Raw genomic sequence first — 13,190 nt, forward strand, 5'->3', positions numbered from 1 at the left:
CTTTTTTCATTGAATGTTTACTATAGCTAACCGATAATGAGCCATTCGCACAGTTTAAGGGATGAACATGAAAAAGATTGAAGCCATTATCAAGCCATTCAAACTTGATGATGTACGTGAAGCACTTGCAGAAGTGGGTATTACGGGTATGACAGTATCTGAAGTGAAAGGCTTTGGACGTCAGAAAGGTCATACTGAGCTATACCGCGGCGCAGAGTACATGGTCGACTTTTTACCTAAAGTGAAATTGGAAATTGTTGTGACCGACGAAGTGGCTGACCAATGTGTTGATACCATTATCGAAACGGCGCAAACAGGCAAAATTGGCGACGGTAAGATCTTCATTACTGACGTTGAACGTGTGGTACGTATTCGTACTGGTGAAGAAGACGAAGACGCCGTATAAAAAAACTATTACCCTAAAAGGAGCGTTTATCGCTCCTTTTTCATCTCTGGTAGGGTGTTGTATGTTTAAGAAAACCATCATTGTTATCACGCTATTGATAACGCTTGCTGTCGTTAGTTTTCATTTAATCTTCGTGATCCCGAATAAACCCAACCTGATCACCTCTTCTCAAAATACCAGCAATGATATCTACAGTTGCTACCAAAATTCTGAGCCGAAAGCAATTGATGTGTCTGATGGCTTAGACATTACGGTGTGGAATATCTACAAGCAAAACCGAAGTAATTGGCAGAGTGAATTAAATAAGCTGTCGGCTGGTAGCGATTTAGTCTTGTTGCAAGAAGCGAGTATGACAGAAGAACTTCGCCAATGGGTAACGAGTGGCCAGTGGGGAAGCACTCGTGTTAATGCGTTTGAAGCCTTTGAGCAAAGTGCTGGTGTACTTAACCTAGCGACGCATTTGCCTATCGAAGCTTGTGCTTATACTCATGAAGAACCTTGGCTTCAATTACCAAAATCCGCGCTTTGGTCGCGTTACCAACTTAGTAACGGCGAACAACTGGCCGTGATTAACATCCATGCTGTGAACTTTACGTTTGGTACGGAAGATTACAAAGCTCAGCTCAAGAGCTTAACTGACAATCTGCAAAAGTATCGTGGGCCTGTTATTTTTGCTGGGGATTTTAATAGTTGGAGTGAAGCCCGCTTTGCTGTCTTGAAAGGTGCATTGGAACAGGTAGGTTTGACGGAAGTAGCCTTTGACCCAGACAACAGAACTCAGTTCATTACAGGACTGGTGCTCGATCATGTGTTCTATCGAGGGCTAGAGGTAGAAAAAGCAAAAGCGCCCATTACGGACGCTTCTGATCATAACCCTATGCGAGTGACTTTTAAGGCTAAATAGGCTAGAGAGTTTTCGCTAGCCTTATATCTTTAACTTAAAAGATTAAAATGTAGAGCGCCCAGATTAGGTAGTAGCCGACCCATGGTAAGCCAGAGATGACCAGTGCCTGACCACGCTCAAACTCAGTCCACGTCAATACAGCGGCATAACCCAACACAATGTACCAAGGCAACAACAGTGGTAATGAGCTAGCAAACTGCGACCAATCATTGGTTAGCGGTAACTTGATTAAGCCGTTTAAGCTATTCAAATCAGCGGCGTAGTTCATCACATGCCCATGCTTGAGTATCAGGCTTGCGTAGCTCGCAATGTCGCCTAAAACTGCAGGGAAGATGATAACGGATGCCGCTGCAAACCATCGCCAAAAGCTATGTTGATGTTGGCTTGGCTTTGTTGCTAGGTTAAACCAGAATGCCAACAAAACGATGGTTAGCGTTCGGCTAAATACGTCGTTGATGATTTCACTTGCGAGTAGGGTGTTGCTGTCAAGTAACGCCAATTGGTCAGGGTTAGTTTGAGCCAATTGCTGTGATAGCTCTGCACTTAACCATGCAAAATCGACATTCGAAAAATAAGCACCCCAAAACAAAAATGGGCTGAGCATTAATACGACGTAGGGTTGCCATCCCCAAGCACTTCGCTGATAAAGCGCTAAGAAACACGCTGTTGGTGAACGGAATATATCCAACAGCATGACGAGTGGGTTACTTGACGGGTTCATACACTTACCTTAGTTACATCAACATACAGCTTGAGTTTTTGTCCTGGCTGTAGGTATTTCTTGTTCTGCAAAGCGTTCCATTTTACAACATCTGTACTTTTTACTTTGAACTTTGATGCAATACCGCTGACTGTGTCACCAGATCTTACGTTATAGAAGATCGTGCGGATGACGGCGCCGTCTGAACCATTCTTCCAAATGACCAGTTCTTGACCAACTCTCAGCGTGTCGCGTGGTCCCATACCGTTCCACTTAGCCAGTGATTGGTGAGATACCTTATTTGCGCGTGCAATCGTCCATAGGCTGTCACCACTTTTTACTGTATGGCTGAGCTTATATTGACCACGACTCTTCGACTGGGTGCTTGCTAGGCGGTTTGAAGCGCTTAGTGCGTATGTCTTGTCATCTTTAGTTGATGTTGGGATTAGCAGGTGCTGTCCAATACGAATATTGTTGTTGCTCAAACCGTTTGCAGAGCGAATCACTTTACTGGTGGTGTTGTATTTGCTTGCTAGCACGCTAATGCTGTCACCAGATTGAACTTTGTAACGCACCAACTTCATGCCTTTGCCTTTATTGGCAGCGACTTCTTTGTTGAATTTTTCAACTGAGTCTAGAGGAAGTAATAGCTGTTGGTGTTTCTCTGGTGCCGTTGCCCACTGGTTGTAAGCAGGGTTGTAGCCTTGCAGCTCTTTAACTGGAATGCCTGCGTAGTTCGCAGCAATCGCTAGATCAAGCTGTTCTTCAGGGTTAACCAGAGTCAGCACTGGCTTGTTCGGGATCGCAGGGATATCGATGCCATACTTTTCTTGATTGGCAATGACATCAGCTAGAGCAAGCAGTTTAGGTACATAGCTGCTGGTCTCTTTTGGTAAATCGAGAGAGAAGAAGTCGATTGGTTTACCCAACTTCTTGTTCTTACGGATTGCGCTGTTTACTCGACCACCGCCACTGTTATAGGCAGCAATCGCATGGTTCCAGTCGCCATCGAAACGTCGGTTAAGGTCTGATAAGAAATCCAATGCGGCGTCGGTAGAGGCGGCAACATCACGGCGGCCGTCATACCAAAAGTTCTGTTCAAGCCCGTAGTCTTTGCCTGTGCCTGAAATGAATTGCCATAGACCTGCAGCACTGCCATGAGAATAGGCAAACGCATCGAAAGAACTTTCTACAACGGGCAATAGGGCCAGCTCTAGTGGTAAGCCTTTTTCTTCAATCTTAGTGGTGATCAGATACAGGAAAGGTTCAGCACGCTTTGATACGGTTTTTAGATGACTCGGGTGCTTGAGGTACCAAGTTCGGTAGTAGTCGACCTTCTTTTGGTCTGGTACTTCCATTTCAAGTTGCATCGCAATGCGTTTCCAAACATCTTGTTGTGTTTGTGGAGTTACGACAGGTGCTTCAACTTTTTGATCTTCTTTGGCTGTGGCTTCTGATGAAACGTTCGCTTGAGAAACTTCTTTAGTAGGAGATGTGTTGGTTTGCTCGGAAGCTTGGTCTGGATTCTCTGACTGAGTTAATTGGCAACCAGAAAGTAGTAATACCAAAGCCCAGCTGTACTTAACTCGCATGTTACAGCCTTTTTAATTAACGGCCGATGATAATACTTGCCACCCCCTATGAGTGACAAGTCTGTATTTGTTAAAATTCGTTCTTCCACGCACGTAAAGCGGTGAATACCGATAAAGGGTCGGTCTGCTCGGTGCGATTAGACACTGATTTCACTACACTTGGCTCGGTATAGCGCAAGAAGGGGTTCACAAACTTCTCTTGTCTCAAATTTGTGGGGATGGTCGACTTATTTTGCGCGCGAAGTCGGTTCACTTGGTCGCGATATTGCTGCAAATGTTGGTTGTCAGGTTCAACCGCTAATGCGAAAGCGATGTTTGCGGCAGTGTATTCATGCGCACAATAAACTTCGGTTTCTTGAGGTAGCGCCGTGATCTTATTCAGTGCATCGAACATCTGTTGTGGTGTGCCTTCCATGATTCGGCCGCAACCCGCAGAGAACAGCACATCACCACAAAACAGTTTTGCATCACCTACATAACCAATATGACCCGCGGTGTGGCCACTGAGCCCTAGGACGAGGAATACTTCGTCAAACAGTTCTAATTGGTCACCATCATCGACTGGGTGAGTTAAGGTGGGGATTGGTTCATTCCTTGGACCCACGACATCAACGCCGGGAAATTGTCTAACTAGTTCTGGAACGCCACCAATGTGATCGTGGTGGTGGTGCGTAATCAAGATTGCATCTAAAGTTAGCTCATGGTGTGCTAAGTACTCTAATACTGGAGCCGCATCACCGGGGTCGACGACACCACAACGGCGATCGCTATTTTCAATCAGCCAGATGTAATTGTCGTTAAATGCAGGTATGCTTTTGATATGTAACATTATTGGTTCTCCAGTCACTTTTAGTGCGACAGAATAAGTGAGACAGATTATTGATGAAGCCAGCACGTAGCAGAAAGAAGTTTGAACGTCCTTATACTTGGGCGCAATTGCACAATGGGGACTGGTTGAGAGAATCTATTCAAACTCGACTCGATGAGTGGTGCCCAAAGCTATTTGGTTACCATATGCTCAAGCTCGGCGGCCTCAGTAGTGAGATTTCTAGCTGCACATGCAACATTCAACATCAAGTAAACCTAGATATCCAGAACCCATTACATAATGTGATAGCGGATGGCTATAATTTGCCCTTTTTGGAGAAAAGCTTTGATGTTGTGGTGTTGAGTCATCAGTTAGATTATAGCAATGACCCACATCGCTTATTGAGAGAAGTTGATCGAGTCATGATGGACGATGGCTATATCATTATCACTGGCTTTAACCCGATTAGTGTCACTGGGCTTGCCAGTTTGATGCCTTGGCGAAAGAACAGTTTGCCTTGGAGTGGGCGCATGTACACGCCTAACCGAATAAAAGACTGGTTAGGGGTACTTAATTATGAAGTGATTCATTGTGACACCTACGCGCTGTTTCCGATGAGTAAGTATCAAGCGATGTGGACGTGGTTGGAGAACAGCTTAGGTGGATGTGCATCCTTCGCCGGAAGCCAATACTTTATTGTTGCACGTAAACGTACTTACCCGCTTAAACCTATCAAGCCACATTGGCACCTTAAGCGACGTTTCTCACCTGTTGGAGCAAGTTTTAGAACCAATACGCGTCGTACAATGGATTCCGCCAAAGCGTCATATCCGCTAAAAACAGAAAAAGCCGACTAGTTGTCGGCTTTTTATCTACTAGTTCGGTTAAGAAATTATCAATTAATTTAAGGCGTTATCAATCAGTTTCAGGAACAATAAATCATTTTCTGAAATGTACGTCTAATTCTAAAAGACGATTAACTTGGCTGATAGCCCGTATCTTCTTTAGTCGGATTTTCCGCTGCGTTTCTTGCTAAATCATCACACATTTCGTTTTCTCTGTGTCCTGCGTGTCCTTTTACCCAGCGCCAATCAACGCTATGGCGAGCGGTTTCTTTATCAAGCCTTTGCCACAGATCGGCATTTTTAACCGGTTTCTTGTCGGCTGTTTTCCAGTCACGCTTTTTCCAGTTGTGAATCCACTGTGTGATGCCTTGACGCACGTATTGGCTATCTGTGGTCAGAATCACAGAACAAGGCTCTTTGAGGGCTTGGAGAGCAACGACAGCGGCGAGCATTTCCATACGGTTATTGGTTGTTAGCGTGAAACCTTCTGCTAGCGTCTTCTCGACTTTTTTGTAGCGAAGTACGATGCCATAGCCGCCAGGACCAGGGTTGCCTAAACAAGAACCATCAGTGAAAATTTCAACTTGTTTCGTCATGATTTGATACTATTACCTCAAGCACATTATCGGCATAGTCTGACACAGTTATCCTTATGAATACCAGTAGCACTCCAGAACAAAGCACGAACGAAAAAAACAGTTCGAACGAAAATAAGCGCATTGTTGTACTCGATACCGAAACCACCGGTATGAATACAGAAGGTGGCCCTCATTACATGGGTCACCGCATCGTTGAAATTGGTGCAGTAGAGATCATCAACCGTAGGTTGACCGGGCGTCATTTTCACGTCTACATAAAACCTGATCGTGCGATTCAAGAAGAGGCGATTGGCGTTCACGGTATTACCGATGAGTTCTTGATTGATAAGCCTGAATATCAAGACATACATAAAGAGTTTCTCGACTTTATAAAAGGTGCAGAGCTGGTGGCTCATAACGCGCCCTTCGATACCGGCTTTATGGACTATGAGTTTGAGAAGCTTAATCCAGCGATAGGTAAAACGGATGACTACTGTAAAGTTACCGATACCTTGGCGATGGCGAAGAAGATATTCCCAGGTAAAAGAAACAACCTAGATATCTTATGTGACCGTTATGGTATTGATAACTCGCACCGTACTCTCCACGGCGCATTACTCGATGCGGAGATCCTAGCCGACGTCTACTTATTGATGACGGGTGGCCAAACTTCGCTGCAATTTAACGCTGGTCAACAGGAAGGCGAAGCCGAAAGCATACGAAGAGTAGAAAGTGGTCGAAAATCCCTAAAGGTTTTACGAGCTACGGCCGATGAAGTAGAAGCGCATCAAAGTCGTTTAGATCTCGTCGAGAAAAGCGGAAGCTGCCTCTGGCGTCAGTAGGGAGAGAGTATGTTAAGGGTATTGGCTACCGGTTGTTTATTGCTGTTAAGCTTTAGCTTGCATGCGGCAACAGAATCCGTAATGAGTTTATTGGACAACCGTTTTCGAGTTGATTCCAGTATTGAACAAGTCACCTTTGTGATTTATCGAGCCGATAACTCTAAACCTGTCGTTTTGGTTCGTCCTGATGGCAAGAAATACTACTCTTGGCGCAATGCTGATAATGTCCGTTGGTACGAAGAGTCGTCCATGGACATTATATCTATCGACAATCCGATGCCTGGCCCTTGGCAAGCGATAGGTAAAGTTTCCCCTAAGAACAACATCAAGCTCCTGTCTCATCTTGTTTTGGATGCTAATGAGTTTCCCGACAAGTTGTATCAGACTGAGCGCATTAAATTTACCGCCCGTCTCACCTCTGATGGCAAGCCGCTTGTGCTGCGTGATTTTCTCGATCGCGTGAAGCTTAAGGTTACCTTTACTAAGTTTGTTGAAAACGAAGAGTCTTTAGTGAGAGAAGCTCGCCCGGTTCCGGTTGTGATGGGCGAGTTTGCTGATGATGGTGTTGATCTTGATGAAAAAGCGGGAGACGGCGTATTCACAGTATCCTTACCAATTGATATCGAGCCCGGTAAATACCGAGCGCGAATTACCTCTGGTAATGGTGTGTTCCTGCGAGCGCAAGAGCAAGAAGTCTTGGTTTACCCAACACCGCTCACTACCACCTTTATTCAGTCTCGAAAAGAGGGTTTACCTCATACTATTGTGGTGTCTGGTGAACAGGGGATGATCGCACCGAGCTCTTTGGCGGTTCATGTTGAGCACAAGGCTCCTGATGAATATGTTATTTACAAGCAGGGGCAAGCTGAAGTCGACGCAATGAAAGTCGCTTTAGAGCTGCCTTATAATGGCGATTTAGGGATTTATAATTGGTCAGGGATGGTTTATGCCACTGATGCTTCAAGTCAGCGCCCGCTTATCTTTCCAATTACTGAGCAGTCGTACAGCGTTGTTGAAGATATCGACTTAGCAGAGTCACGACGCCTTCAAGAAGAAGCACTTGCTGAACAGAAGCGTATCGCAACAGAGTTGATGATCCTTCAAAAACGTGAAGATGACAGACAGCGCAGTATGATCATTATTGCGGTGGGTAATGTGGTCGCTATTCTATTGGGCTTATTGATTTGGTTTGTGGTTCGTAAGGTCAAGGCGAAGAAAAAAGCGTTACCTGAGATGCAGCTTAAAGCGCCTAAGTAACTCGCTTAGATGATTAGGTTGTCTGGAGAGAATAAGCCGCCAGAGATAAAGCATTAGAATTTTTGACAACGATGTCATGAACAAAAAAACGGGACTCATAGGAGTCCCGTTTTTGTTTCTATTTTTGACCTTAAGCGACGTTATCAATCGATTGGTCTGGGTACTGAGACTTTGCTGCAAGCTCCTCTGGTGAGAAGTCATCAACGTTAATCGTGTACAGTCTGTGTTCCTCAGCGCTAATCAGAAGATTTGCTTCGTCTTGCGTTAAGATACCTTTTTCAAGTCCCAACTGAGCGACAAGGTCGAGTCGTAAGAAAGCACGTTTTTGATGTGTTTCTTTACAAACCTTATCGAACAGAGGTTCAGCTTGAAGAATCACTTCTAGCGCTTTTTCAATCTTACCTACTGGGTTGTATTCCGTTGCTTCTAGGTATTGGCCACGACCGATACGAGAGCGTGTTTCACTTGGTGTTTGTAGAATGTGCGCGACTTTGCTATCCAGCTTGTCGTTTGGTGCACGACGGATACGGCCAAATGGCATTAGCACAACACGAAGCAGACGACCAATCACAGGGTTAGGGAAGTTCGCTAAGAACTCATCAATCGCCACTTCAGTTTGGCGTAAGCTATCTTGCATACCCCAATGTACTAACGGTAGATCTTCAGCGTGGCTGCCTTCGCTTTCAAAGCGTTTCAGCGTTGCTGAGCCGAGGTAAAGTTGACTCAGGATGTCCCCCAATCTTGCTGATAAACGTTCTCTACGCTTCAGTGAGCCACCTAGAACTGCCATTGAGATATCAGACAGTAGCGCTAGGTTTGCACTGTAGCGGTTTAGCTGTTGGTAGTAACGTTGTGTCTGTTTATCGGTTTTATTTGAAGGTGTTGGCGCATCTGAACCACGGCCATCGGTTAAACCAAACCACAAGCTGCGGACTAGGTTACTCATAGTAAAGCTAACGTGTCCTGCTAACGCCGAATCAAACTTATCTAGAGCATCACTGCTTTCAGAATAAGCCGCTTCCATTTCGTTAAGTACGTAAGGGTGACAGCGAATCGCACCTTGACCATAGATGATCATTGAACGAGTCAGGATGTTTGCGCCTTCAACCGTAATCGCGATAGGCGAACCTTGGTAGCCACGAGCTAGGAAGTTCGATGGACCTAAGCAAATACCTTTACCGCCAACAATATCCATAGCATCGATGATGCTGCGCTGACCACGGTGTGTACAGTGGTACTTAACGATTGCTGAGATAACCGAAGGTTTTTCGCCAAGATCGATACCTGCAACGGTTAGATTACTTGCCGCATCCATCACATAAGCGTTACCCGCTAGGCGTGCAAGTGGCTCTTCAACCCCTTCCATGCGGCCAATCGGTTGTTTGAATTGACGACGAATACGAGCATAAGCGCCCGTTGCTAATGCAGCAGACTTAATACCACCCGTTGAGTTTGAAGGCAGTGTGATACCACGACCAACCGACAGACACTCAACCAGCATACGCCAGCCTTGACCTGCCATTTTCTGGCCACCAATGATGAAGTCGATAGGCACAAAGATATCGTCGCCTTGCGTCGGACCGTTCTGGAACGGCACATTCAGCGGGAAGTGGCGATTGCCAATTTCTACGCCTTTTAAATCCGTTGGGATAAGCGCACAAGTGATGCCTAGATCTTTTTGGTCACCAAGCAGACCATCAGGGTCACGCAGTTTAAAGGCCAAGCCTAATACCGTCGCGACAGGTGCTAGGGTGATGTAACGCTTGTTCCAAGTTAGGCGCATGCCCAATACTTCTTCACCTTGCCATTCGCCTTTACATACCACACCGTAATCTGGGATTGAACCTGCATCAGAGCCAGCTTCTGGGCTCGTCAGGGCAAAACAAGGGATCTCTTTACCTTCCGCTAGGCGCGGCAGGTAATGATTTCTTTGTTCTTCTGTACCGTAGTGTTGTAATAACTCACCAGGGCCTAATGAGTTAGGTACGCCAACCGTTGATGACAATACGCTAGAAACGCCGGTTAGCTTCTGAAGAACCAAAGACTGAGCGTAAGCCGAGAATTCTAAACCGCCGTATTTTTTCTTGATGATCATGGCGAAGAATTTATGGTCTTTCAGGTATTGCCATACTTCTGGTGGCAAATCTGCAAGCTCATGGGTGACTTGGTAATCATTGACCATTTCACACACCGTGTTTACCGGGCCGTCTAGGAACGCTTGTTCTGCGCCAGACAGTTTTGGATCAGCGATGTTTTGTAGCTTTTTCCATTCAGGCTTGCCTTTGAACAACTCTGCTTCCCACCAAACGGTGCCGGCTTCCAGTGCTTCTTTTTCTGTTTGAGACATTGCCGGTAGTACTTTCTTAAATACAGAAAGCGCTTTTTGGCTGATGAGAGTTTGACGAATGGCTGGCACAGCAAAGATCGCAACGGCTAACAAGTAACAAAGCCAACCAGTGACTGCCACGCCGCCGAACAGTGTTAATGCTACCATTGCGCCAGTTAATACAACTAATGCACGTACCAGACTAACTCTATGGTAAAGACAGACGCCTAAGATGGCTGTCATGCCGAGTAGGGAGAGCAATATGTTCATGATCGATTTCCTTTTCAGAGATCACTTATTGTTATTAAGTTTTAGGTAAGAGGTCTAACCAGTCAAGTGTAAACAAAATATTAAATATTTGTAAAACTCCAAAGTGAATAAAAAGTGATCTCAATAGAGTTAAAGTTCTAATTGTGAGAGGTTGGTGGCGAATATTTGGACGGATCGGCAGCGAGACTCTAATTAAGGTGGCAATCTTTGGGCTTAAGTGTCGACACTATTTCATGTTTGTGGGTAAACTCAGGTAAAAGAGGGGAAAACCCTCAGCTCTCATTTCACGTACTTTAAGTTGCGTAAAAAAATATAAGAGATAAGCCTTATGTACCATGACCTAATCAAAAGTGAATTGAACGAAGCTGCTGACGTTCTGAATAAGTTCCTGAGTGATGACCATAACATCGCTCAAATTGAAGCGGCGGCAAAACTGATTGCTGACTCATTCAAGCAAGAGGGCAAAGTGCTTTCTTGTGGTAACGGTGGTTCACACTGTGATGCAATGCACTTCGCAGAAGAGCTTACTGGCCGATACCGTGAAAACCGCCCAGGTTACGCTGGCATTGCGATTTCAGACCCAAGCCACCTGTCTTGCGTGAGTAATGATTTTGGCTACGACCACGTATTTTCTCGTTATGTAGAAGCGGTAGGTCGTAAAGGTGATGTGTTGTTCGGTCTGTCGACTTCAGGTAACTCTGCCAACATTTTGAAAGCGATTGAAGCTGCTCAAGCTAAAGGCATGAAGACGATTGCATTGACGGGTAAAGATGGCGGTAAAATGGCGGGTTGCGCTGATATCGAAATCCGAGTGCCACATTTTGGTTACGCAGACCGTATCCAAGAGATTCACATTAAGATCATTCATATTGTGATTCAGCTTGTCGAAAAAGAGATGGAAGAATAATTTTACAGACATCTGGAGCCCAGATTTCTGGCTCCATTGGTTTTAATAGGGAGTAGATTAAACCATGTGTGAATTGCTCGGTATGAGCGCGAATGTGCCAACTGATATTTGTTTTAGCTTTACTGGTCTTATGCAGCGTGGAGGTAACACCGGCCCGCATCGTGATGGCTGGGGTATTACCTTTTATGAGGGTAAGGGTTTTCGCACCTTTAAAGATCCGAATCCGAGCTGTGAATCTAAGATCGCTGACTTGGTTCAAAACTACCCAATTAAAAGCCAAGCTGTTGTCAGTCATATCCGTCAAGCCAATCGTGGTGGCGTCAATCTAGAAAATACACATCCTTTTACCCGAGAGCTGTGGGGGCGATACTGGACCTTTGCTCACAATGGTCAATTGTCAGATTATGATGATCTGGTGAGTGGTCGTTTCAGACCTGTCGGTGAAACGGACAGTGAACTCTCTTTTTGTTGGCTACTGAAACAACTTGAAGAGCGTTTTCCTGAACCGCCTCAAGACATGGAAGGTATGTTTCGTTTCGTGGCTGAGTGTTGTGACAAGCTACGCGAGAAAGGTGTCTTTAACATGCTACTCAGTGATGGTGAGTATGTGATGACCTATTGTACGAATCACTTGTACTGGATAACCAGACGCGCGCCTTTTGGTAATGCGAGTCTGATTGATGAAGATGTTGAGATTAACTTTCAAGAAGAGACCACGCCTAATGATGTGGTTACGGTAGTGGCGACTCAGCCTCTAACTGACAATGAAGAGTGGTTTAGAATGAAGCCGGGCGAATACGCACTGTTTCATTTTGGTGAGCTGATTGGGAACAACCATCAAGCATTGGAAGATGTCGCTTATGCGCCGAAGAAGGTGGTAAGCCAAGCACCGACTGAGCCATTGAGTTAAGTAATCCGAATAGTTTTATTTTGAAACGCATAAAAGAAAGGCCGCTTACTGTACTATTGAATCAGTAAGCGGCCTTTTTGTTTTTATTTGGTTTAGTTTTAACGAATTACTCTTCTGCGTAACCGTGCTTGCCTAATACTTTACCGTCTAAGACCGCTTGCCCATTTAGCATTGATAAACGATCTTCCGAGAACCATTTGCAGACCATAGGGTAAATGCAGTGTTCTTGAGTAAGCACTCGGCTTGCCAGCATGTCAGCATCATCATCTTCAAATACAGGAACCTTAGCCTGTAAGATCACAGGGCCACCATCAAGTTCTTCGGTAACAAAGTGGACGCTAGTACCGTGTTCTTTGTCTTGCGCATCAATAGCGCGCTGGTGGGTGTGTAGGCCTGGGTACTTAGGTAACAGGGAAGGGTGGATGTTGACCATTTTCCCTGCATAGTGACGAACAAACTCTGAACTCAGGATTCGCATGTAGCCAGCGAGTACGATTAAATCTGGTTGGTAGGCATCGATCTGAATCATCAATTCATGGTCAAACTCTTCACGTGAACCAAAGTCTTTTGGATTCACTGAATGTGCGTCAACACCTGCGGTTTTCGCTCGCTCTAATCCAAAAGCCTCTGCTTTGTTTGAGAAGACAGCCTTAACTGAAGCATCAATCATATTGCTATCACAGGCATCTAAAATTGCCTGTAAGTTACTTCCGCTTCCTGAAACTAACACAACGATGTTTTTCTTAGAGTGACTGGTTTTATTTGAGTGATTATTTTTCATAGAGTGGGTCATACGATTGATTAACGGGACGGTTTACAATGTACCTACATAAATTAAGGTTTTC

13 protein-coding genes are annotated in these 13,190 nt (G+C 45.1%); 7 read left to right on the forward strand and 6 right to left on the reverse strand.

The genetic code is table 11. From position 1 onward, the window contains the following. The first annotated feature begins 67 nt into the window (after window positions 1-67). Both glnB and CWO08_RS03810 read left to right on the forward strand, forming a co-directional pair. Window positions 68-406: a nitrogen regulatory protein P-II gene (gene glnB / locus CWO08_RS03805; RefSeq protein ID WP_004738609.1), complete on the forward strand. Its 339-nt coding sequence runs from the start codon at window positions 68-70 to the stop codon at window positions 404-406. 61 nt (window positions 407-467) lie between these two features. Beyond that, entirely contained in the window at window positions 468-1,310 is an 843-nt protein-coding gene (locus CWO08_RS03810; protein ID WP_108019936.1) for an endonuclease/exonuclease/phosphatase family protein, read from the forward strand. Between the two features lie 34 nt (window positions 1,311-1,344). Here the strand turns inward: CWO08_RS03810 and CWO08_RS03815 are convergent, their stop codons facing one another. From CWO08_RS03815 to gloB, 3 genes are all read right to left on the reverse strand, one after another. Further along, window positions 1,345-2,031, reverse strand: a complete 687-nt coding sequence (locus CWO08_RS03815; RefSeq protein ID WP_048661230.1) for a YIP1 family protein — start codon at window positions 2,029-2,031, stop codon at window positions 1,345-1,347. After that, window positions 2,028-3,602: a LysM peptidoglycan-binding domain-containing protein gene (locus tag CWO08_RS03820; RefSeq protein WP_102432045.1), complete on the reverse strand. Its 1,575-nt coding sequence runs from the start codon at window positions 3,600-3,602 to the stop codon at window positions 2,028-2,030. The genes CWO08_RS03815 and CWO08_RS03820 overlap by 4 nt, the downstream gene beginning before the upstream one ends. A 70-nt stretch (window positions 3,603-3,672) precedes the next feature. Then, window positions 3,673-4,431, reverse strand: a complete 759-nt coding sequence (gene gloB / locus CWO08_RS03825) for a hydroxyacylglutathione hydrolase (RefSeq protein ID WP_108019938.1) — start codon at window positions 4,429-4,431, stop codon at window positions 3,673-3,675. A 53-nt stretch (window positions 4,432-4,484) separates the two neighbouring features. Between gloB and CWO08_RS03830 the strand changes: the two genes are divergently transcribed. Further along, window positions 4,485-5,267, forward strand: a complete 783-nt coding sequence (locus tag CWO08_RS03830) for a class I SAM-dependent methyltransferase (protein ID WP_048661233.1) — start codon at window positions 4,485-4,487, stop codon at window positions 5,265-5,267. Window positions 5,268-5,386: 119 nt separating this feature from the next. Here the strand turns inward: CWO08_RS03830 and rnhA are convergent, their stop codons facing one another. Beyond that, window positions 5,387-5,851 (reverse strand): ribonuclease HI, encoded by a 465-nt coding sequence (gene rnhA / locus CWO08_RS03835; protein WP_048661234.1) that lies wholly within the window; start codon window positions 5,849-5,851, stop codon window positions 5,387-5,389. Window positions 5,852-5,907: 56 nt separating this feature from the next. Between rnhA and dnaQ the strand changes: the two genes are divergently transcribed. Both dnaQ and CWO08_RS03845 read left to right on the forward strand, forming a co-directional pair. Beyond that, entirely contained in the window at window positions 5,908-6,675 is a 768-nt protein-coding gene (gene dnaQ / locus CWO08_RS03840; RefSeq protein ID WP_017060722.1) for a DNA polymerase III subunit epsilon, read from the forward strand. Window positions 6,676-6,684: 9 nt separating this feature from the next. Then, complete coding sequence (locus CWO08_RS03845) at window positions 6,685-7,932, forward strand: TIGR03503 family protein (protein WP_102432044.1); 1,248 nt, start codon at window positions 6,685-6,687, stop codon at window positions 7,930-7,932. Window positions 7,933-8,062: 130 nt separating this feature from the next. On the opposite strand, the gene fadE is transcribed toward CWO08_RS03845, so the two are convergent. Next, entirely contained in the window at window positions 8,063-10,528 is a 2,466-nt protein-coding gene (gene fadE, locus CWO08_RS03850; protein WP_102432043.1) for an acyl-CoA dehydrogenase FadE, read from the reverse strand. A 328-nt stretch (window positions 10,529-10,856) separates the two neighbouring features. Here fadE and lpcA point away from each other — a divergent pair, with 328 nt between their 5' ends. After that, a complete protein-coding gene (gene lpcA, locus CWO08_RS03860) occupies window positions 10,857-11,435 on the forward strand; it encodes a D-sedoheptulose 7-phosphate isomerase (RefSeq protein WP_048664596.1) in 579 nt (192 codons plus the stop codon). A 64-nt stretch (window positions 11,436-11,499) separates the two neighbouring features. Further along, window positions 11,500-12,345 (forward strand): class II glutamine amidotransferase, encoded by an 846-nt coding sequence (locus tag CWO08_RS03865; RefSeq protein ID WP_048664598.1) that lies wholly within the window; start codon window positions 11,500-11,502, stop codon window positions 12,343-12,345. Window positions 12,346-12,451: 106 nt separating this feature from the next. Here the strand turns inward: CWO08_RS03865 and purN are convergent, their stop codons facing one another. Further along, window positions 12,452-13,126: a phosphoribosylglycinamide formyltransferase gene (purN, locus tag CWO08_RS03870; protein WP_108019940.1), complete on the reverse strand. Its 675-nt coding sequence runs from the start codon at window positions 13,124-13,126 to the stop codon at window positions 12,452-12,454. Window positions 13,127-13,190: the final 64 nt, after the last annotated feature.

This window comes from Vibrio sp. 10N.286.48.B8 (genome assembly GCF_003050085.1).
GTDB classification, from domain to species: domain Bacteria; phylum Pseudomonadota; class Gammaproteobacteria; order Enterobacterales; family Vibrionaceae; genus Vibrio; species Vibrio crassostreae.

Coding starts and splice junctions, on each gene's coding strand:
- dnaQ (WP_017060722.1), top strand. CDS start 5,908: ATGAATACCAGTAGCACTCCAGAACAAAGCACGAACGAAAAAAACAGT.
- glnB (WP_004738609.1), top strand. CDS start 68: ATGAAAAAGATTGAAGCCATTATCAAGCCATTCAAACTTGATGATGTA.
- CWO08_RS03830 (WP_048661233.1), top strand. CDS start 4,485: ATGAAGCCAGCACGTAGCAGAAAGAAGTTTGAACGTCCTTATACTTGG.
- CWO08_RS03810 (WP_108019936.1), top strand. CDS start 468: ATGTTTAAGAAAACCATCATTGTTATCACGCTATTGATAACGCTTGCT.
- CWO08_RS03865 (WP_048664598.1), top strand. CDS start 11,500: ATGTGTGAATTGCTCGGTATGAGCGCGAATGTGCCAACTGATATTTGT.
- fadE (WP_102432043.1), bottom strand. CDS start 10,528: ATGAACATATTGCTCTCCCTACTCGGCATGACAGCCATCTTAGGCGTC.
- rnhA (WP_048661234.1), bottom strand. CDS start 5,851: ATGACGAAACAAGTTGAAATTTTCACTGATGGTTCTTGTTTAGGCAAC.
- lpcA (WP_048664596.1), top strand. CDS start 10,857: ATGTACCATGACCTAATCAAAAGTGAATTGAACGAAGCTGCTGACGTT.
- gloB (WP_108019938.1), bottom strand. CDS start 4,431: ATGTTACATATCAAAAGCATACCTGCATTTAACGACAATTACATCTGG.
- CWO08_RS03845 (WP_102432044.1), top strand. CDS start 6,685: ATGTTAAGGGTATTGGCTACCGGTTGTTTATTGCTGTTAAGCTTTAGC.
- CWO08_RS03820 (WP_102432045.1), bottom strand. CDS start 3,602: ATGCGAGTTAAGTACAGCTGGGCTTTGGTATTACTACTTTCTGGTTGC.
- CWO08_RS03815 (WP_048661230.1), bottom strand. CDS start 2,031: ATGAACCCGTCAAGTAACCCACTCGTCATGCTGTTGGATATATTCCGT.
- purN (WP_108019940.1), bottom strand. CDS start 13,126: ATGAAAAATAATCACTCAAATAAAACCAGTCACTCTAAGAAAAACATC.